Here is a 19,568-nt window from a genome sequence, read left to right on the forward strand (position 1 = left end):
TCAGGCCTCCATCAACAGGCAGGCGTGGGGTGGCAGATTGACCGCGACGCGATCACCCACCGCCCGCCCGTGGCTCAGGCCTTCGTTGTTCTCGCGCAGCATGACCTTGATGTCGTTGTTCAAACGGCATTGGTAGAGCGTGGCCGTGCCGACATACAGCACGGCTTCGATCACGCCGCGCAGGTGGTGGGGCTGGGTTGGCTCGACCAGTTGCGAACGCTCGGGGCGGAACGCCAGTTGCACCTTGCTGCCGTCAAAGCCCTGGGCCGGGCAGGGGATTTCCACTGGCATGCCGCTGGGTACGAAGAGTTTTTCGTTCTGCTGGCCGCGCTTGAGGTGGCCAGGGAGGAAGTTGATATCGCCGATGAATTGCGCGACGAACTGGTGCTGCGGGCGTTCGTAGATTTCATTGGGCGTGCCGATTTGCAGGATTTTGCCGGCGGACATCACGGCAATGCGATCGGACAGGGTCAGCGCTTCTTCCTGATCGTGGGTGACAAAAATGAAGGTGATCCCGGCTTCTTTCTGTACGCGCTTGAGTTCGACCTGCATTTCCTTGCGCAGCTTGAGGTCCAGGGCCGACAGCGGTTCATCCAGCAGCAGCACTTTCGGCTTCGGCGCCAGGGCTCGGGCCAGAGCCACCCGTTGCTGTTGGCCGCCGGACAGTTCGGCTGGTTTGCGCCTGGCCAGGTGCTGCATTTGCACCAGCGCGAGCATCTCATCGACCCGCTGCGGGATCAGTTTGCGATCCAGGCCCTGCATCTCGAGGCCGAAGGCGATATTCTGCGCAACACTCATGTGCGGAAACAGTGCGTAACTCTGGAACACCGTGTTGACCCGACGCTTGAACGGCGGCAAGTCATTGACCGGCTCGCCCGCGAGGCGAATCTCGCCGTCGCTGACATGCTCGAAGCCGGCAATGGTGCGCAACAGGGTGGTCTTGCCACAGCCGGATGGGCCGAGCAGGGTGAAGAATTCGTTGTCGGCAATGTCCACCGATACATTATCGAGGGCGGGTGCAAGCCCCGGATCGTCGGAATAGCGTTTGGAGACGTTTCGCACTTCAATTGCAACTGGATGACCCATAATGGTGCATTCCTCTAATTATTGTATGCAAAATCTGGATGCAATTTAGAAATACCCGGATTAACCTGCTCGTGCAAGCCCCTTTTTCAATGGCCGTTCATTCGCCAGGGTTGTTTGCACAGGGCTGAAGGAGTTGATGAATGACGGAAAAGAAACTGGAAACCACGGTCGACCGCGTCTACCAAGGGGTTTACGAGGCGATCAGCAAACGCTCGCTGCGTCCGGGAATGAAGCTGGGCGAAGCCTCGTTGGCCGAGCTGTTCAATGTCAGCCGCACGTCTGTCCGGGCCGCGCTCAAGCAATTGGAAGCCGATGGACTGGTCACCACCGAGCCTAATAAAGGTGCATCGGTTTCGTTGCCCAGTGACGAGGAGATCCGTTCGCTGTTCGAAACCCGGCGTCTGGTCGAGATCGGTATCGTCAGTGAACTGTGCCGTCGTCGCGATACCGCGGTAACCCAGGACCTGCGCGATCACTTGCTGCTGGAGGATGAGGCGCATCAAAGCGGTGATCACGAGCGGCTGATTCACCTGCTCGGCGAGTTCCACATCAAGCTGGCCCGCAGCCTGAACAACCCGGTGCTGCTCGACTGGTTCCAGAAGCTGATTTCCCGGGCGTCGCTGTATGCCGCGGCACTGGATGACGACAGCCATGAGGCCTGCCGCGACGATGAACACCTGCGGCTGATCGAGTACATCGAAGCAGGCAACCAGAGCGCGGCCATCGAGCTGACCTGCATGCACCTGAATGGCATCGAGAAGGCCATTCTGGATGTCGCGGCCACGCTGAAAAGCAGTTACAACCCGCTCAAGCATTTGATTGAGGTCTAGTCCCCACTGAAGATCAAAAACTGTGGGAGCGGGCTTGCTCGCGAAAGCGGTGTGTCATTCAACCTGTTCGTCTGCTGATACACCGCCTTCGCGGGCAAGCCCGCTCCTACAGGGGATCTCCAGTGGCCCGTGAGAATCAGCTATACCTCTATGAAACGAATAGCATCCAGAATGCTCGAAACAAACGGGTGCAATTTACCGGGATTGGGCCAGTCGATGCAGTTTCTAGCGGATAGCCACGGGTGTGCCGGATGGAACGGCGAAATGGCCGAACGCATTCGTGCGTTCGACTGGAGCCTGACTGAACTTGGCCCACTCGACTCATGGTCGAAAAGCCTGAACAGTGCGGTGCAGTTGATGCTTGCCTCGCCGTTGCCGATGGTGATGCTCTGGGGACAGTCGGGGTACATGATCTACAACGACGCTTACTCCAAGTTTGCCGGTGGACGTCATCCGTACCTGCTGGGCTCTACGGTCGAACTGGGATGGCCCGAGGTGGCCGAATTCAATCGCCATGTGGTGGATACCTGCCTGGCGGGTGGCACCTTGTCCTATCGCAATAAAGTCCTGGTACTGCTGCGCGACGGCGTTCCCGAGGACGTCTGGCTCGACCTCTATTACAGCCCGGTGGCCGACGATGACGGTCGCCCGGCCGGGGTCATGGCCATGGTGGTGGAAACCACCGAATGGGTGATATCCGAACGTCGGCGACAGGCGGCCGAAGACGCCTATCACGCCGACAACGAACGAGTACGGCTGGCGCTGAACGCCGGGGCCTTGCTCGGCTCCTTCGTCTGGGATATCAAGACCAATGTGTTGTCGGGTGATGAGCGCTTCGCTCGCACGTTTTCCTATCCGCCCGGACAAGACCTGCAAAATCTGTCCCAGGACATCGCTGAAAGCCGGATCCATCCGGACGATCGCGCCTGGGTTCAGGAGCGCATCACACTGTCGGTCGAGACCGGTGAACCCTACAACGCCGAATACCGCATCCAGCGCCCCGATGACAGTTACCTCTGGGTACTCGCCAGCGGGTGTTGCGAGTTCGATGAGCAGGGCGAGGCGTTTCGTTTCCCCGCCGTGCTGATCGATATTCACGAACGCAAGACCGCCGAAGAATCCCTGCTCAAGTTCACTCGCAACCTGGAGCAACGGGTGGCTGATGAGGTCGAGGCGCGTCTGGCGGCAGAAGAACAATTGCGCCAGTCACAGAAACTCGAAGCCATCGGCGGCCTCACCGGCGGCGTGGCCCATGACTTCAACAACCTGTTGCAAGTGATCGCCGGCAACCTGCACCTGCTGGCGCGCCATGAGCCGGGTAACGCCAATGTGCAGCGCCGGGTCGCGGCGTCGATTGCCGCCGTCGAGCGCGGTGCCAAGCTGTCCTCGCAGTTGCTCGCGTTCGCCCGTCGCCAACCGTTGTCGCCCGCGGTCTTCACGCTGCGGCAGATTTTCGATGGCCTGGCGGAGCTGTTGCTGCGTGCCTTGGGTGAAACCCTTCAGGTGCACATGACGGCACCTGAAGATTCCTGGAGCGTGTTTGTCGATCGCAATCAACTGGAAAACGCCATTCTCAATTTGGCGATCAATGCCCGTGATGCCCTTCAAGGCGAGGGCAGGATTGACCTTTGCGCGGAAAACATCACCCTCGATCGCAAATTTTGCGCCGCAAAAGGCATTACCCCCGGGGACTATGTGCGGGTGTCCGTGGCGGATACCGGTGTCGGCATGCCGCCGCAGGTGCTCGCCCAGGCGTTCGAACCGTTCTTCACCACCAAAGCCGATGGGCAGGGCACCGGGTTGGGATTGAGCATGGTGTTTGGTTTCGTCAAGCAGAGTGGCGGTCATATCGAAATCGCCAGCGACGTCGGGCAGGGCACCCGGGTGCAGTTGTACTTCCCGCGCACCTTGCGCGTGGCAGCCAGCGAAACGCTGAACCCTGATATGCCGCAGCGGGGCGGGCACGAACGCATCCTGGTGGTTGAAGACAATGAGGCGGTGCGGGTGTCGGTGGTGGAGTTGTTGCGCGAAGAGGGTTATCAGATCCTCACGGCCACCAACGGTGACGTCGCCATGCAAATGTTGCTGGAAGGGCTGGCGGTGGACCTGATCTTCACCGACGTGGTCATGCCCGGGCTGATCAAGAGTTCGGACCTGGCAGCCTGGGCGAAAGTGCAGGAGCCTCCGGTGGCCGTGCTGTTCACCTCGGGGCATACCCGCGACATTATCTCGCGCAATCACCAGCTCAGCCCCGACACCCACCTGCTGAGCAAACCCTACAATCCCGAAGCACTTCGAAAAATGGTGCGCACGGTGCTTAACGGCTGACAAAAACAGCTGATTCCCCACACAGCATTCAAAAGGTTATCGAGTCATCGTCAGCCGGTGGAGGCGTCGGCGCAGGCGAAGGTTTTATCGCCTTTGCGACAGGACGACGAACGGACACCGCTGGTCTGACAGGTGGTCGACAGAACAGGCTAACCGAGGCCATTCTGATAGTTGGTGAACGCAATTGATCGCGTCTCGCTGTCGATCAACAAACGGAGGTGTTCCATGCCGGTGCCCCATGACCTTTATCAGGATCTGAAACGCTCAAAGGAAGAAATCCAGCAGAAACGCACCAAGGATCCGTTACTGGATTCACTGATCAACAAGTATTCCCTGGCTGATGCCGAAGTGGTGAAGGCGGAGGAGGCCAAATCCAGCGATGACACGGTGACGAAGCTCAAGGCGAAGCGCCTGGAGGTCAAGGACAAGATCGTCAGGCTACTTGGATCGTCGTCCTGATCCAGGCTGGAACGGCAACCAGAACCGGCACCTCGAATGCCCGGAGACCGATGTTACGGCTCTCGACGAGGTGCCTCATCATCCAGCCCAAATACCCCTGTGAACTGAACACCGCCCCCCTGTAGGAGCGAGCTTGCTCGCGATGGTCGTCAACGATAACGCTGGTTGGCAGGTGCCCCGCGGCGTTCTCGGGTTTATCGCGAGCAAGCTCGCTCCTACAGGATCAGAGGCGGGGCTTGCTCATTGCAGTGCCTTGCTCAACGGCAACCGCACCATGTTCTGCGCTTTCAGCGAACCGAAATACAACCAGTCCCCATACTCGCGCACCGTGGTGATGGGGGAGTAGTTGTCGCTGCTGCCGTCCTGCAAGTTGGCGATCACTTTGCCTTCAAGGTCCAGGCCCAGGGCAAACCCGCGTTTTTCCACGGGTTTGGGCAAGACGGTCATGGCTCGCACGATCATCTTGCGCACAAACGGATGCGCCGCCGTGCCGTCGAGCAAGGCGTTCCGGGGGGCATACAGTGCCACCCAGAACCGGTCGTGACCATTGAACGACAGGTTGTCCGGCAGCCCCGGCAGGTTGTCGATAAACAGGTCATGAGTGCCGGCCTTGGGGCCGCTGAGCCAATAACGGCTGATACGGTAGGCGCCGGTTTCATTGACCAGCACGTAGGCATCGTCCGGTCCCAGGGTCACGCCGTTGGCAAACTCCAGCTTGTCCAGCACAACCGATGTTTTGCCAGACTGGAAGTCATAACGCAGCAGACGGCCGTCACCGCCGTGTTCGAGCACGGCCTCACCGTCGTGGCCATAGCCGAAGCGGCTCGAAGCATCGCTGAAATAGGCGTAGTGACCCGGTTTGTCGATAACCACATCGTCGGTAAAGCCGAAGGGAACGCCGCCGGCTTCTGTGGTCAGGGCCACCAGGCGACCCTGGGCGTCGAGTGACAACAAGCCTTTGACGGCATCGGCGATCACCAGCAGGCCATTGGGATGCCGGGCCAGGCCCAGTGGCCGGCCACCGGTATCGACCAGGACTTTGGTGGTCTTGCCGTCCAGGCTGGTGCGGATCAGGCGACCGTCGTGCAGACCGGTGAGGAGTGTGTCGTTTTCCAGCAACAAGGCTTCCGGCCCATCGATGTCGGCGGCTCCGACGCGTTCCATACCCTTTAGTCGCTGGTTGTCGGCGTAGATTCCGCTGGTGAGGGAAGGCGCGGGTTGTGGCGCCCAGGCCACCGGTTGCACCCTGGTTGGCATCAGCAGCAGGAAGGCGCCGATGGCGACGATGACCAGCAACAGGCATTTGAAGATTCTGCTCACGCGCTGACCCCTGTCGCGACCAGATACTTCTGCGCCATGTCGCGCAATGCCTGCATCGACTCCGCCGATTCCCGATCGATGCGCCGCTGGAGCAACAACCGGTTGGCAATCCGCATCGCCAGACCGCTGAATTGATATTCCAGGGTCCGGACGAAACGTGTGTCCTGGCCTGTGGCATCGCATTCATAGGTCACCACCAGCGACAGGCCATGATCACCCCGGGCCCGGGCGCTCCAGCGCCGTCCGGGCAGGTACTCCGCTACCTCCCAACTCAAGCGCCCGTCGCGGCCACCGGCGCGGATGTCCTCCTCGAAACGTGCGCCGGCATGCAACGGGCCTTTTGGCCCATCGATATGCAGCGACGAGGGGTGCCATTGCGGCCATAGGCTCGCGGTACTGGCGTAGGCCAATACGTCCAGCGGGTTTCCGGCAATGACAATCTGATGCTGCATGCGGGTCATGGGCGTTCTCGGCGGGTTGAGTGGCGCAGGTTCCGGTTCCCAATAGAGGGTGCCGAACAGGTAGTCCATCAGCGGGAAAACGATGTTGAAATTACGCTCCTGCATCAGTTCGCGGCGGTGATGCAGCTCGTGCAGCCGGCGCATCTGGCGGATCCATGGCAATCGTGTGACCGGATTGCGCGGCGGCAGGTGCTCGCAGGCATGAAACACTTCATAAATCAGGTAACCGAGGACAAGCAAGCCGCCGGCCAATCCGGCAACGTTCGCATCCAATGGCTTGAGCAGCCACCAGAGGGGCAGGGCGACGGCGAGGGTGTGCAGCACGATCAGCCATGCCGGAAACAGAATCACCCGCCAGTCGCGGGCGCTGTCGTAGGTCATGTGGCCGGGGGTGAAAAAACTGTGGTGGTCGCCAGCGTGACGGGCATAAAACAGCCGGGCGAAACTCTTTTTATGATGCCCCAGGTGGCGATGCACCATGTACACGCCGAAGTTGAACAGCAGCAGCGTGACGGGCACCGCCAGCCATTGCGCCGGACGTACCTGATGCACGTTGCTCCAGAAAATGCTGATCGCCAGTGCCCCGAACGCCAGGACAAAAGCGCCGTGCAACCAGGGGTTGTAGAGCGGATGAATGTCGGCGCGGTAGCGGCTGCGGAATCCTGCGGTGGTCTGCCTCACTGCAATCACCTGTCGTTATTGTTATCTCTGCAGATTAGTCGATTCCAGCGTGTTGACTGGCCGAACCTTGAAGGCACATTGGCCATGATCCGGTGCAAACCGTTATCAGGTCAGTGGGTCCCAGCGCTGTGACCAGTCTTCGTCGGAATCGATGACCGTGCGCAGCAGGTCGAAGGCGTGTTGCAGGGTTGGCGAGTCGCGGTCGCGGGAATAGACCAGGTAGGTCGGATAACTGAATTCCGGAGCCTTGGGCACCAGTTCCAGCACACCGCTTTCCAGGTAGCGCTGTACCACGCGGGTGCGGAAATAGCCGCTCCCGCCGTTTTCGAGAATGTACTGCAAACCCAACGGGCCAAGGTTGAAGGTCAGCGCAGCCTTGGCTTTTTCCGGCAGGGCAGCGTCGTGCTGGCGGCGAAAGCCTGGGCCCCAATCGATGTACACGTAAGGCTCGGGCCGTTCGACTGAGCGCACGAGGATGAGCTTTTCTTCAAGAATCTGCTCGACCTGTAAGCGCGGCCAATACTCGGGCTGATACACCAGCGCGGCATCCAGTACGCCCAACTCCAGTTGGCGCAGCAGGTTTTCGCCATCACGGATTTCCATGCGCAAGGCGTGGCTGGGGATCTTTTCGCGGATTTCACCGGCCCAACCGAGCATCAGCGGATTGCACAGGCTGACCTCGCCACCGATGTGCAGTACATCGCGATAACCCTCGGGCAACGGCAAATCACGCCGTGCGGCTTCCCAGGTTTGCACCAGTTGATTGGCGTAGACCACGAAGGCTTCACCGTTGGGCGTCAGGCGGGCCCCGGCGCGATTGCGCACGAACAGGGTGCTGCCCAGTTGGCTCTCGAGTTTTTGCACCCGTGCAGTGATCGCGGTCTGGGTGACATGGAGCTTCTCGGCAGCCGCGGCCAGGCTGCCATGGCGGACGATTTCGAGGAAGGTGCGGGCGAGGTCGATGTCCATGGGGCGGCCGGTGTGGGAAGTGTTCGTATTGTAGGAGTGGGGGCCGGCAATCGGTACCCCGATTTTCGAAGGGCAAAAACGACGAATCCCGCCACGAGGGGCGGGATTCGTTTGCGGCCTTGCACGTTCCCGAAGAGCGGGAACCGGGTGCTTAGGACGGGAACAGCTCGGACAGTTTCATGGCCAGCATCATGTCGCCTTCAGCGCGCAGTTTGCCGCCCATGAACGCTTGCATGCCGTCGGTTTCGCCGCTGACGATGCCTTCCAGGGTTTCGCCGTCCATCACCAGGGTCACCTGGGCGTCCGGGTTCTCGCCTTCCTGCAGCTCGCAAGTCTGGTCTTTGACAATCAGCGAGAAGTTCTTGGTGTCGTCGATGCGAAAACCGAAGACCAGGTCCAGACCGGCAGCAGCGGCTGGGTTGAACTTGGCTTTCATTGCTTGTACGGCATCAGCTACGGAGGTCATGGTTCGATCCTTTCTTGGGTATTAAGAGCTGGTTGATTACAGCCAGGGTCACAATAGTCCGGACTCAGCGAAACGTGATGAGTTCCGGGGCCTTCAACAGCTGCAGGTGCGCATGACTGTTGAAGGAAGCCAGGGCCACCTCGCGACCACGAAACTTGAGTTGGTTGAGCGAGGTGTTGACGATTTGCCAGTTCAATTCAAAGGCCTGCCGGGCAGGCATTTGCGTAATCAGGTGGAGCAGGGCGGTGATGGTGCCGCCGGACGTGAACACGGCGATTTTCTGGGTGTTGTCGGCCTGGTCGAGGATGCGATGCAAGCCGGCCTGTACCCGCTCGACAAACCCCAGCCAGCTTTCCAGGCCCGGTGTGTCGTAGGTGCCGGTTAGCCAGCGTTCGATGATCAGGGCGAAGATACGCTGGAACTCACCCCGGTTTTGCGCGGCGTTGCGCAAGATATGCAACGCTTCGGGTTCGTCCGGCAGCATGGCCGGCAGCAGCGCGCGGATCACCGCATCGGCGTCGAATTCGTTGAAGGCGGAGTCGGTTTCCAGGAGCGGCACCGGCAGGCCCACTGCTGCGAACTGTTCCAGCGCGCTGTTGGCCGTGTGCTGCTGACGGCGCAAATCCCCCGCCAGGCAGCGGTCGAAGCTGATCCCGAGTTCGGCAAGGTGCCGGCCAAGGATTTCAGCCTGACGAATGCCGGTCGGCGACAGGACGTCGTAGTCGTCTGCACCGAAGGAGGCCTGGCCATGTCGAATCAAATAGATGCTGCCCACGTCCGCGTCATCCCGGTACGTTGAAGGTTTGGCGAGGTTATGAGGATGGCGGTGAGCTGTCAATGAAAAAACATACGCTTGTTTGAAATGCCCGTTACAGGCCTGTTGCCGGAGGTTACGCGACTGGTCGCAAGGCCGGCGCATGGGTATGCTGGAAGTATCCCGCGCGCGTTCGAGCCGCGCATCGTTTGAGGAGTCCCTGTGGAGTTTTTTTCCGAGTACGCCATTTTCCTGGCCAAGACCGTGACCCTGGTGATCGCCATTCTGGTGGTCCTGGCCAGTTTTGCGGCCTTGCGCAGCAAAGGGCGGCGCAAGTCGTCCGGTCAGTTGCAGGTCAGCAAGCTCAATGATTTCTACAAAGGGCTGCGCGAACGCCTGGAGCAAACCCTGCTCGACAAGGACCAGCTCAAGGCCTTGCGCAAGACCCAGGCTAAAACCGACAAGAAACAGAAGAAAAAAACCGAGGCCAAGCCCCGGGTGTTCGTGCTGGATTTCAATGGCGATATCAAGGCATCGGCCACCGAAAGCCTGCGCCACGAAATCACTGCCTTGCTGACCCTCGCCACTGCGAAGGACGAAGTGGTGCTGCGCCTGGAAAGCGGCGGCGGCATGGTTCACAGCTACGGCCTGGCTTCCTCGCAACTGGCACGTATCCGTGAAGCCGGCGTGCCCTTGACCGTGTGCATCGACAAGGTCGCGGCCAGCGGCGGCTACATGATGGCGTGCATTGGCCAGAAGATCATCAGTGCACCGTTCGCGATCCTCGGCTCGATTGGCGTGGTGGCGCAGTTGCCCAACGTCAATCGCTTGCTGAAAAAGCACGACATCGACTTCGAAGTGCTGACCGCCGGTGAGTACAAGCGCACCCTGACCGTGTTTGGCGAAAACACCGAGAAGGGGCGGGAGAAGTTCCAGCAAGACCTGGACATCACCCATCAACTGTTCAAGAACTTCGTGTCGCGCTATCGCCCGCAACTGGCGATCGATGAAGTGGCCACCGGCGAAATCTGGCTCGGCGTCGCGGCACTGGAAAAACACCTGGTCGACGAACTCAAGACCAGCGATGAATACCTCGCCGAGCGCGCCAGGCAGTCCGAGCTTTATCACCTGCACTATGCCGAGCGCAAAAGCCTGCAGGAGCGCATTGGCATGGCCGCCAGCGGTTCGGTCGACCGCCTGTTGCTGAGCTGGTGGAGCCGTTTGACCCAGCAACGCTTCTGGTAATTCTGCGCTCAATCGGCTAATCGCTATTGTCCGCTTTTGTATTTTGAACGATTAAAAGGCCTTGAGCGATGCCATGCAGGCAATGTTCAAGGCCACTTTTAATGGAGATTAATACCTTAAGAGGGCAAGTGTTGATTCGTTGCTCAGCGCTGCCATGTTATTTTCGGAATTCGGGCAAGGCTGTTATTGATATACCAATCCAGGATCCTTCCCTCATCGCCATAAGTGGCCGACGCCTTGATCAGTGAATCGATGTCGGCAAAGCGAATTTCATCCATTGCACTGATCAGTCCTTTTTTCAGGTAAACACTGTCGCCATCAAGCGATATTGGAAATGCCGATGGTCCTGGCGTGTATCCATTGAACTGAAACTGGAATCTATAGTCGCGGTCGAGTATAAACATCCCGGGCTCATTGAGTTGCTCTTGTAATGTAGTCGGGAGGTCAGAATATGAAGACCATGGCAGCTCTATGCTGTCCATTTCACCTGGAAGCTGTTTAAAGCCATTTGACTCCAGGGCTTCAAGCAGGTTCTCGAGGCTCTTGAAGCGAACATTGTCAACTTCTGGCCATTCCTCGTGTTGAATATGGATAAGAGTGTTATCTGTCTGGATGGGGATGTAGCCAATGTCGCCATTGGCATCGCAGTATAAAATGGCGAGATAACTAAAATCCTCTTCTTTCCAAAGTGTTTTGAGTGCAGAGTTTCGGGCTTCATCTGAAATATACATCGTGCAAGATCCTTTTGCGCTTAGCTGAGTTTTTCAAACTCTATCGCGTAAAATAAATAGCATTGTGCGGAATGTATTTCCGGGGTTTTCAAGTTGTAAAGTTATTACTGTGATGCTGGTTGTCTGGTTGGTCAATTAGCTTGAGTTGTGTCCCGCTTTTTTTGCCTGTGAATGCTTCTCCTGTGTGTCCTGTGTCCTCCACGGCATGGCGAAATCTCTGTAGGTAACAGGCGACAGTTCCTGCTTTCGGCAACGCGGCGGCTGGTTATGTTGGTGTTCCAAAAATAGTTGCCATGGAATGCACATGAATGACCCTCTGCGCGACCACGAAGCACCGCCGCATCCAGCTCGGCCCATGCGTGATGAATTGAAAACGGCGATTGCGACCGCACTGCCGCAAACGCCGGAGCAATTCGGTGCACAACTGATCCGGGAAAAGTGGGGGCAGGATATCGATCCAGATTCAGCCCTGTTGGTAACGCTTGACTACGACTCCGACGCGAGTGCCGGGCGGGGCGCGATCCATCAGGGGCGGGTAAACAACTCACGCACCCTGGTGCAGGCATTACTGTCGAATTATCAAACTGCGGCTGACGGCCGTTTCGGCGAAACGGCGTTCGGTTTGTATACACCTCCGGACATCGGGCCTGAGATTCATATCGTTGATCCAGTCGATGATGCGGCGGCCAGAGCCGTGGATTACTACCACGACTATGAAGGGATCTATCGGAGTACAACACCACAGACCTACGGTCCCTCGACACAAATCGCCCTCAGGCCGGCCGACTTCAAGAGGTGGGTTTGGGAGCTGGAGCTGCAGTCCCGCTATCAGGCCTATCTCGACCAAGCCTGGCCCTCCGCTGAGCGGATCGTGCGGGCCGAGCCTTACGCGATGAGGACATCGGTCAAGGCGGCTTTTGTCATGAGCGCTTGCCTGCAACATCAGGAAGGCAGCCTGAGCGAGGGCGGCCTGGCATTGGCGATGCAGGCGGCAGGATTGCCGGCGGAGCAGATCTGGGAAGCTTTGGCCATCGCCCAACTGCAAGCGCCAACCCGCGTTGGTACGCAGATCGAAGCGGGACGCCTGACGATCTACCGCTACACCTCGTCCGACATCTGGTTTTTTCGCCAGCGCAGCAGCGCCCGAGTACTGCTGTATATCCCGGCCAACTCCTCGCCCTTGCATGAGTTCGCCGACATCCGGCACATGCGCGACTGGGTCGTGGCCCAAGGCAGGAATCGCGACACGCAACAGGCTCTGGCCAGCCATTTTGCCGAAGAAGACCGTGACGACGGCACCTTCCATGCGGGTGTACTGACTGCGCTGGAGGGCCTGGCGGCTTATCCGAATGAATACAGGCTGAAAAAGACCGCCGGGTTCTTCAATGACGACGGTTTTTGGGATCCGCAGGACTACATCGATTTCGAACGCTCTTCTGCGGCCACAGACCCTTTTGCACAACTGGTATTGACCATGAGGCAAGCGGCGATGGCCAGCGTCAAAACCATCCGCGACGATGCCCAGGTCAATCGTGACAACCTCAGTGCGGTGGTTGAACCGCTTGTGCGCTGGATCAACCAGTTCGGCCCGTTGGCCTTGTTTGTTCCTGGTGGCGAGGGCTTGCTGGTGCTGGCCGGAATCATCGATGCCGGCTACGGCCTCGATCAGGCCGTCAACGGAAAAACCCCGGAGCAGCGTTCCGAAGGCATCACCCGTACGGTATTCGGTTTGCTCAACGCGTTGCCGCTGGCCGGGGCGGGAGTTGCACTCAAGGGCGAAGGCTCAAGTGCCAAGGCACTGGGTGAAACGCTGCACGAACCCGGTGAACCGGTCCGTGAACCGGGCGCTCATTCTTTGCCTGATGTGACGATCAAACCTGTACCTGCTCCAGCGACGGTGGTGACCCGTCTGGAGTTGATGCGCGGTGTCTGCGCACCATTTGCTTCATTCAGCGATGAGGTGCTGGCACAGATCGGCAAGGTCAGCGCAGTCGATGACGACATGCTGCGCCTGATGCAGGCGGGTCGGGCACCCACCCCGTTGCTGGCCGATACCATTGAGCGCTTCAGGATCGATCAGGAGGTTTCAGTGCTCGCTGATTCATTGGTTGCACGTATCGAATTGTTCAATCAGCGCTACCAGGCGCTGCAGCAGTCCGAGCATGAGTGGGTGCGATTGTTCCAACGACAATATCCCGGGCTGCCCAAAGCTGCCGTGGAACAAATGCTCGATCGTCATGGCATCGATTTCAAGGTGCCATTGGATGTGGTCGAAGCCAAGCGAACGTTCAAGCAGCTGGACCACAAGGCACGCCAATACCAGAAGCATGTGCGCCTCAATCGTGCCTATGAAGGGTTATATCTTCGCGCGGCAACCAATCCCGAGTCGGACATATTGGCCATGCACTCCCTGAAAAACCTGCCCGGCTGGCCGAAGAGCCTGCGAATCGAAGTGCTCGATGGTTCACCCGGCGGTAGGGTCCTGGACCGTGGAGGGCCGCTCGAAGCGCCTGACTGTCGACGCCTGATCAAGGTGGGAGAGTATTATCAACCCTACGGCTTTTCGACTCGACCCTTCGTCGGCACGCCATTTCATGAGGCTATTGTCGGTGTCCTGTCCGAGGAGGAGCGTGCGGCCTTGCAGCTATCGTCGAATGATCCGGTTGCCGGGTTGAAACTTTGCGTCAGCGAATACGCGTTGTCCCGTCCGGAACTGGTCCTGGGGCTCGACAGAATGGACTCAGGGTTGCCCTTCGAAGCGCAGGGTCTCAGGGGAGGAGGTTATCCGGACACGCCTCGTGAGGGAGCCTTGACCCACGCCATGATGCGTATGCAGCTCAAGGAGATCTATCCCGAATTCTCCGACGACGAGGCCGACGGGGCGCTACGGCAATTGGGTAGCGGAGCCCAGGCGTATATCGACAGCTCAAAACTGCAGTTGCAGCAACTGTACACGGATCTGCAAGGCTGGCTCGACCAGGTGGCGGTGGATATCGACGACATGGATGTGCCTTTTTTGCAAATGGGTGATCCCGCAGCAGAGGGACTGACGCCTGCACAAATCGAACTGCGCAACACTGAGTTGCTGCAAGGCGTCATGGAGCACGAAGGCGAGTCCCGATACGAGCTGGGGGAAGAGCTGATTGCCATCTGGCAAAAGCGTGCTCCGCAGCACAACAGCCACTACTCGGGGGATTATCGACGCGGTTTCACGATTGACATGAGCCATGAGGACTATCATCGATTGCCGGTACTGAACGTGCGGTTCAGCGATGTAGTGGAGCTGAACCTGAAGAACTTCCACCTGACAGAACCAGGCACCCTCAATGGTTTTCTGGAGTGCTTCCCTGAGTTGCGCAGGTTGGACATGGAGGGCACCGACTTGAGATTGACCGATATCTCGGGGCAAGTGGAAAGCGCATTGCCATCGACGATCCCCCAGCTACAACATCTCGTTTCACTGAATCTTCGTTCCACGCACCTGACATTCCAGGAACATACCGCCGCGCAGTTGAGTCAGTTGGGCAATCTGCAATCGCTGGACCTGAGCGAGAACCCGTTGGGTGTCCCCCCGATGGTGTTTGGAATGAACCAGCTACGAATGCTGAAGCTGAACAATACGGGTATCACAACGTGTCCGGTGGGGGTCATGGAGCAGCCGTACCTGACCACTCTGGACCTGCGCGATAACCTGATTCATCGAGTACCACAGGCAGTCCTGAACCAGGCCATTGCCAGGGACCGTGTATTGCTGTGGAACAACCCCTTGACCGATGAGGACACGTTGCAGCGGCTGGTCAGGCATCGGGAACAAACGGGCATCAATCTTTGGCTGGGCACGCCAGGTCCCGACTATTTGCAACCGTCTGCCTGGTTGCATGGCATTGACGAGACGCAGCGGGATGCCCGGCTGCAGGTCTGGCAACGCCTGGCACTCAGGCCTCGTGGCCAGCGATTTCTGGGGACCGTGAGTTCATTGGCGCTCACTGCGGATTTCCAAGTGGATTATCCGGACCTTCAGGCGCGAGTATGGCGATTGTTGACTGAAGCAGACGCTTCGCAGGAATTGTGGGGGAGGCTGACTCAGGATGCACCGCTGCCCGCGGGTGCGTTCGACAATCCGTTTGCGGCGTTCACCGCACTGGAAGGCCGGGCGAAGCTCTACAGCGACTGGGTGGCTTTGGGTCGGCCGTTTCCGTTTCCGGAGAGTGGCCGGTAACAGCCGATGAGCCTTGAGCCCTGCCAAGGGCTCAAGGCATCACGGTCAGCGGCGACGGAACAGCGGCAGCGGTTCGTCAGTGGCGGCCTGGTAGGTCACCGAAAAGTCCTTGAGACCTTCCAACGCTTCATACGGGTCTTTATCGGGGCGTACGGCAAACGCGTCGAATCCACAGCGATGCATGTAGAACAACTGGTCGCGCAGCACGTCGCCAATGGCCCGCAATTCGCCCTTGAAACCATAACGGTCACGCAGCAGGCGGGCATTGGAGTAGTTGCGGCCATCGGTGAAGGCCGGGAAGTTCAGGGCGATGACCTGGAACTGCGCCACGTCTTCGCCGATTTCCTCGGCTTCTTCATCAGCGTCGAGCCAGATGCCCAGGCCACCGTCGCGGGCCAGGAGCATACGGCTGTGTTCGCGCCACAGCTGCAACGGGACGATGTAGTCGTCGCAGTTGGTGATCCCGTCGATATTGAAATCCTTGGGCAGCAGGTGCCAGGTCTCGTCGACGACCTCGTTGTTCTTAATTATTCGCTGCATAGACGCGTTCCTTGAAGAGGTCGATGCCAATACGCTGGTAGGTGTCGATGAAACGCTCGTCTTCGGTACGTTGTTCGATGTACACGTCGATCAGCTTCTCGATCACGTCAGGCATGGCTTCCTGGGCGAAGGACGGGCCGAGGATCTTGCCCAGGCTGGCGTCGCGACTGGCGCTGCCGCCGAGGGAAACCTGGTAGAACTCTTCGCCTTTCTTGTCCACCCCGAGAATGCCGATGTGGCCGACGTGGTGGTGACCACAGGCGTTCATGCAACCGGAGATGTTCAGGTCCAGTTCGCCGATGTCGAACAGGTAGTCCAGGTCGTCGAAACGGCGCTGGATCGATTCGGCGATCGGGATCGATTTGGCGTTGGCCAGGGAGCAGAAGTCACCACCCGGGCAGCAGATGATGTCGGTCAGCAAGCCGATGTTCGGCGTGGCGAAGCCTTGCTCGCGCAGCTCGCCCCACATGGCGAACAGCTTGTCCTGCTCGACGTCGGCCAGAATGATGTTCTGCTCGTGGGAGGTACGCAGTTGACCGAAGCTGTAACGGTCTGCCAGGTCGGCTACGGCGTCGAGCTGCTTGTCGGTGATGTCGCCCGGTGCAACGCCGGTTGGCTTCAGGGACAAGGTCACGGCCACGTAGCCTGGCTTCTTGTGGGCCAGGGTGTTGCGTGCGCGCCAACGGGCGAAGCCTGGGTGCTGCTGGTCGAGCTCGGCCAGGGCGGCGGTCTGGTTCTCCAGCGCCTTGTAGTCCGGGTCGACGAAGTGCTTGGCGACGCGCTGCACTTCGGCGTCGGTCAGTGTGGTCTGGCCACCGCGCAGGTGCTCCATTTCCGCATCGACTTTCTGCGCGAAGACTTCAGGCGTCAGCGCTTTGACCAGGATCTTGATCCGCGCCTTGTACTTGTTGTCGCGACGGCCGTAACGGTTGTAGACCCGCAGGATGGCATCGAGGTAGCTCAACAGGTCTTGCCATGGCAGGAATTCATTGATGAATGCACCCACCACCGGCGTACGGCCCAGGCCGCCGCCGACCAACACACGGAAGCCCAGTTCGCCAGCGGCGTTGTGCACAGGCTCAAGGCCGATGTCATGGACTTCGATGGCGGCGCGGTCGGAGGTCGAACCGTTGACGGCGATCTTGAATTTACGCGGCAGGTAGGCAAATTCCGGGTGGAACGTGGTCCACTGGCGAACGATTTCGCACCATGGGCGCGGGTCGATCAGTTCGTCCGCGGCGACGCCGGCAAACTGGTCGGTGGTGACGTTGCGCAGGCAGTTGCCGCTGGTCTGGATCGCGTGCATCTGCACGGTGGCCAGTTCAGCGAGAATGTCCGGAATGTCTTCCACGGCAGGCCAGTTGAACTGCACGTTCTGCCGGGTACTGATGTGGGCGTAGCCCTTGTCGTAGTCGCGGGCAATCCTGGCCATCATTCGCACTTGCCGCGAAGTCAGTTGGCCGTAAGGCACGGCGACTCGCAACATCGGTGCGAAACGCTGGATATAAAGGCCATTTTGCAGGCGCAGGGGGCGGAATTCTTCTTCGCTCAGCTCGCCTGCCAGATAGCGTCGGGTCTGATCACGGAACTGCTTGACGCGGTCCTCGATGATCCGCTGATCGTATTCGTCGTATACGTACATATAAGTCCTGTTCTCAGGCTTGGGTCGCTCGGATACAGCTGCGTTTTTGTGCTTGCCGGAGTCCGATGGAGCCTCTGCAATTCTGCGCGCACGGCCGCGCACTCCCTTCGGAGCCGGGGCAAGATAACAGTTTGCAGTTATGCGTAAAAGTGATGTTTGAGCATATGTAAAGAACCAAATCGCCTAATGAGAATCGTTGTTGCAAAGACCCTGTTTGTGGTGCGGGCAATCGTCGTCTTTACTCTGCTCGAGTCTTTATGCAATCACCGATAAAACCGACAAGAGGCGATGCAATGAGCAACCCAACCAAAGCACGGAAAAGCGATAGCACCGTTGATGCCTGGGCAATTTTGTTCCTGATCATCCTGGTCGTGGGGACGGCGGTTTTCTGGGTCAGCCATCAATAAACGACCCCGTCCGGGCCCGGTTCCGACGATTGTCCGACAATAAACGGATAATTCGCCGTTTTACGGGCGTTCGCTGGCTATAATGCGCAGCGAATTTCCGGGGGCTCGGACGACCAATGTTGAAGTTTCTGTGTGGAGTTTTACTGACGCTGGGCATGGTCGTGGGACCTTGTGCCCAGGCGGCGTCAGTGCTGTTCCTGAACCCGGGAACCCCCACGGAAGCTTTTTGGCTGAGTTACTCGCAGTTCATGCAGGCCGCGGCGACCGACCTGGGGATGGACTTGCGCATCCAGTATTCCGACCGCGTCTCCGAAAACACCATCCGCCAGGCTCGTGAAGCCCTTCAGGGCCACCATCGTCCCGACTACCTGGTCTTCGTCAACGAGCAGTACATCGCCCCCGAAGTCCTGCGGCTGGCCAAAGGCAGCGGTGTGAAGCTGTTCATGGTCAACAACGCCCTGACCCCGGACCAGATGAAGCTCGTCGGCGCACGACCTGACAAGTATCCCGACCTGCTCGGCAGCCTGGTGCCCAATGACGAGGAGGGCGGCTATCTGATGCTCAAGGAACTGATCCGACAGCACGGCCCGGCAGCTCCCGGCCAGACCATCGATTTGCTGGCTTTTTCCGGTTTGAAAATCACCCCGTCCGCGCAGTTTCGCGAGAAAGGCATGCGGCGCGCCCTGGCCGAGCACCCCGAGGTGCGTTTGCGGCAATTGGTATACGGCGGCTGGACCCGGCAACGCGCCTATGAGCAGGCCAGGTTGTTGTTAAAACGCTACCCGCAGACGTCGCTGGTCTGGGCCGCGAATGACGAAATGGCGTTCGGCGTGATGCAGGCATATGTCGAAGCTGGAGGCGTGCCGGGCAAAGGCGTGTTGTTCGGCGCGATCAACAATTCACCCGCGGCGCTGCAGGCACTGCTGGACGGTCGCCTCAGTGTGTTGCTGGGCGGGCACTTCACCCTCGGTGGCTGGGCGCTGGTGCAATTGCATGACTACGATGAAGGTGTGGACATCAGCCAGTACGGTGGCCGTGACCGGCAGGTTCCGTTGTTGCAGCTGATCGACCGGGCACAGGCCAGGCGGCTGCTGGCGATGGGCGCCGGGCAGGACTTCGGCGTGGATTTCCACAAGCTCTCGGCCAAGGGACGTCCCGCGTCCTGGCGTTACCCGTTCACCCTGCAAACCCTGATGCACTGAGTCGCCTCAAACCCCGGCCAGAAGCAGCACCAGCTTGACGATGCCGAACAGCGTCAATGCAAACACCACCGTGAACCCAATCCCCAGAATCACGAAATGACTCGGCTTGCCGTGAGTGAAATCACGGGTCCGGTTCTTCCCGCTCTGCACCCCGAAAGCCGCTGCCATGACGCTGTGCAGCATTTGCCAGAAGGTTGGCGGCTTGTTGTCGGCCGGATCGTCCATAAA

The 19,568-nt window shown here is 59.1% G+C and carries 16 protein-coding genes; 6 read left to right on the top strand and 10 right to left on the bottom strand.

Annotated elements, in window-relative coordinates; genetic code table 11:
- Complete coding sequence (locus tag AC06G5_RS13175; RefSeq protein WP_413423571.1) at positions 1 to 1,086, bottom strand: ABC transporter ATP-binding protein; 1,086 nt, start codon at positions 1,084 to 1,086, stop codon at positions 1 to 3.
- 140 nt (positions 1,087 to 1,226) lie between these two features.
- On the opposite strand from AC06G5_RS13175, the gene AC06G5_RS13180 reads away from it, so the two are divergent.
- The 3 genes from AC06G5_RS13180 to AC06G5_RS13190 all read left to right on the top strand — a co-directional run bounded on the left by AC06G5_RS13180 (position 1,227) and on the right by AC06G5_RS13190 (position 4,703).
- Positions 1,227 to 1,916 carry a GntR family transcriptional regulator gene (locus AC06G5_RS13180; RefSeq protein WP_007973313.1) on the top strand — a complete coding sequence of 230 codons (690 nt, stop codon included), beginning with the start codon at positions 1,227 to 1,229 and terminating at the stop codon, positions 1,914 to 1,916.
- A 216-nt stretch (positions 1,917 to 2,132) separates the two neighbouring features.
- Positions 2,133 to 4,244: an ATP-binding protein gene (locus AC06G5_RS13185; RefSeq protein WP_413705023.1), complete on the top strand. Its 2,112-nt coding sequence runs from the start codon at positions 2,133 to 2,135 to the stop codon at positions 4,242 to 4,244.
- 225 nt (positions 4,245 to 4,469) lie between these two features.
- Positions 4,470 to 4,703 (top strand): DUF465 domain-containing protein, encoded by a 234-nt coding sequence (locus AC06G5_RS13190; RefSeq protein WP_480459638.1) that lies wholly within the window; start codon positions 4,470 to 4,472, stop codon positions 4,701 to 4,703.
- A 240-nt stretch (positions 4,704 to 4,943) separates the two neighbouring features.
- On the opposite strand, the gene AC06G5_RS13195 is transcribed toward AC06G5_RS13190, so the two are convergent.
- From AC06G5_RS13195 to AC06G5_RS13215, 5 genes are all read right to left on the bottom strand, one after another.
- Complete coding sequence (locus AC06G5_RS13195; RefSeq protein ID WP_413423566.1) at positions 4,944 to 6,023, bottom strand: SMP-30/gluconolactonase/LRE family protein; 1,080 nt, start codon at positions 6,021 to 6,023, stop codon at positions 4,944 to 4,946.
- Positions 6,020 to 7,165, bottom strand: coding sequence for a sterol desaturase/SRPBCC family protein (locus AC06G5_RS13200; RefSeq protein WP_413423564.1), 1,146 nt, complete (start codon positions 7,163 to 7,165; stop codon positions 6,020 to 6,022). The genes AC06G5_RS13195 and AC06G5_RS13200 overlap by 4 nt, the downstream gene beginning before the upstream one ends.
- A 105-nt stretch (positions 7,166 to 7,270) precedes the next feature.
- On the bottom strand, positions 7,271 to 8,134 hold the full coding sequence (locus tag AC06G5_RS13205) for a LysR family transcriptional regulator (protein ID WP_413423562.1): 864 nt from the start codon (positions 8,132 to 8,134) through the stop codon (positions 7,271 to 7,273).
- 151 nt (positions 8,135 to 8,285) lie between these two features.
- Entirely contained in the window at positions 8,286 to 8,600 is a 315-nt protein-coding gene (locus tag AC06G5_RS13210; RefSeq protein WP_007987439.1) for an SCP2 sterol-binding domain-containing protein, read from the bottom strand.
- Positions 8,601 to 8,664: 64 nt separating this feature from the next.
- Positions 8,665 to 9,375, bottom strand: a complete 711-nt coding sequence (locus AC06G5_RS13215) for a histidine phosphatase family protein (protein WP_413423560.1) — start codon at positions 9,373 to 9,375, stop codon at positions 8,665 to 8,667.
- Positions 9,376 to 9,576: 201 nt separating this feature from the next.
- On the opposite strand from AC06G5_RS13215, the gene sohB reads away from it, so the two are divergent.
- Positions 9,577 to 10,599, top strand: a complete 1,023-nt coding sequence (gene sohB / locus AC06G5_RS13220) for a protease SohB (RefSeq protein WP_413423558.1) — start codon at positions 9,577 to 9,579, stop codon at positions 10,597 to 10,599.
- 143 nt (positions 10,600 to 10,742) lie between these two features.
- On the opposite strand, the gene AC06G5_RS13225 is transcribed toward sohB, so the two are convergent.
- The gene (locus AC06G5_RS13225) at positions 10,743 to 11,330 is read right to left on the bottom strand and encodes a hypothetical protein (RefSeq protein ID WP_413423556.1); all 588 of its coding nucleotides are present in this window, start codon (positions 11,328 to 11,330) and stop codon (positions 10,743 to 10,745) included.
- A 304-nt stretch (positions 11,331 to 11,634) separates the two neighbouring features.
- On the opposite strand from AC06G5_RS13225, the gene AC06G5_RS13230 reads away from it, so the two are divergent.
- Positions 11,635 to 15,549, top strand: a complete 3,915-nt coding sequence (locus AC06G5_RS13230) for a dermonecrotic toxin domain-containing protein (protein WP_480459642.1) — start codon at positions 11,635 to 11,637, stop codon at positions 15,547 to 15,549.
- A 45-nt stretch (positions 15,550 to 15,594) separates the two neighbouring features.
- Here AC06G5_RS13230 and AC06G5_RS13235 read toward each other — a convergent pair whose 3' ends face one another.
- Together AC06G5_RS13235 and AC06G5_RS13240 are read right to left on the bottom strand one after the other, a co-directional pair.
- Positions 15,595 to 16,089, bottom strand: coding sequence for a DUF934 domain-containing protein (locus tag AC06G5_RS13235; protein ID WP_413423552.1), 495 nt, complete (start codon positions 16,087 to 16,089; stop codon positions 15,595 to 15,597).
- Entirely contained in the window at positions 16,073 to 17,731 is a 1,659-nt protein-coding gene (locus tag AC06G5_RS13240; protein ID WP_413423550.1) for a nitrite/sulfite reductase, read from the bottom strand. The genes AC06G5_RS13235 and AC06G5_RS13240 overlap by 17 nt, the downstream gene beginning before the upstream one ends.
- Before the next feature lie 523 nt (positions 17,732 to 18,254).
- On the opposite strand from AC06G5_RS13240, the gene AC06G5_RS13245 reads away from it, so the two are divergent.
- A complete protein-coding gene (locus AC06G5_RS13245) occupies positions 18,255 to 19,340 on the top strand; it encodes an ABC transporter substrate-binding protein (RefSeq protein WP_413423548.1) in 1,086 nt (361 codons plus the stop codon).
- Positions 19,341 to 19,346: 6 nt separating this feature from the next.
- On the opposite strand, the gene AC06G5_RS13250 is transcribed toward AC06G5_RS13245, so the two are convergent.
- Complete coding sequence (locus AC06G5_RS13250) at positions 19,347 to 19,565, bottom strand: DUF2970 domain-containing protein (RefSeq protein WP_413423546.1); 219 nt, start codon at positions 19,563 to 19,565, stop codon at positions 19,347 to 19,349.
- Between the last annotated feature and the right edge of the window lie 3 nt (positions 19,566 to 19,568).

It is taken from the genome of Pseudomonas sp. WT-JTC (assembly GCF_056711565.1).

Excerpts from the sequence above, each read along its gene's own strand:
- AC06G5_RS13190 (WP_480459638.1), top strand. The coding sequence starts at position 4,470 with ATGCCGGTGCCCCATGACCTTTATCAGGATCTGAAACGCTCAAAGGAA.
- AC06G5_RS13210 (WP_007987439.1), bottom strand. The coding sequence starts at position 8,600 with ATGACCTCCGTAGCTGATGCCGTACAAGCAATGAAAGCCAAGTTCAAC.
- AC06G5_RS13245 (WP_413423548.1), top strand. The coding sequence starts at position 18,255 with ATGTTGAAGTTTCTGTGTGGAGTTTTACTGACGCTGGGCATGGTCGTG.
- AC06G5_RS13180 (WP_007973313.1), top strand. The coding sequence starts at position 1,227 with ATGACGGAAAAGAAACTGGAAACCACGGTCGACCGCGTCTACCAAGGG.
- AC06G5_RS13175 (WP_413423571.1), bottom strand. The coding sequence starts at position 1,086 with ATGGGTCATCCAGTTGCAATTGAAGTGCGAAACGTCTCCAAACGCTAT.
- AC06G5_RS13225 (WP_413423556.1), bottom strand. The coding sequence starts at position 11,330 with ATGTATATTTCAGATGAAGCCCGAAACTCTGCACTCAAAACACTTTGG.
- AC06G5_RS13205 (WP_413423562.1), bottom strand. The coding sequence starts at position 8,134 with ATGGACATCGACCTCGCCCGCACCTTCCTCGAAATCGTCCGCCATGGC.
- AC06G5_RS13250 (WP_413423546.1), bottom strand. The coding sequence starts at position 19,565 with ATGGACGATCCGGCCGACAACAAGCCGCCAACCTTCTGGCAAATGCTG.
- AC06G5_RS13235 (WP_413423552.1), bottom strand. The coding sequence starts at position 16,089 with ATGCAGCGAATAATTAAGAACAACGAGGTCGTCGACGAGACCTGGCAC.
- AC06G5_RS13185 (WP_413705023.1), top strand. The coding sequence starts at position 2,133 with ATGCAGTTTCTAGCGGATAGCCACGGGTGTGCCGGATGGAACGGCGAA.
- AC06G5_RS13240 (WP_413423550.1), bottom strand. The coding sequence starts at position 17,731 with ATGTACGTATACGACGAATACGATCAGCGGATCATCGAGGACCGCGTC.
- AC06G5_RS13230 (WP_480459642.1), top strand. The coding sequence starts at position 11,635 with ATGAATGACCCTCTGCGCGACCACGAAGCACCGCCGCATCCAGCTCGG.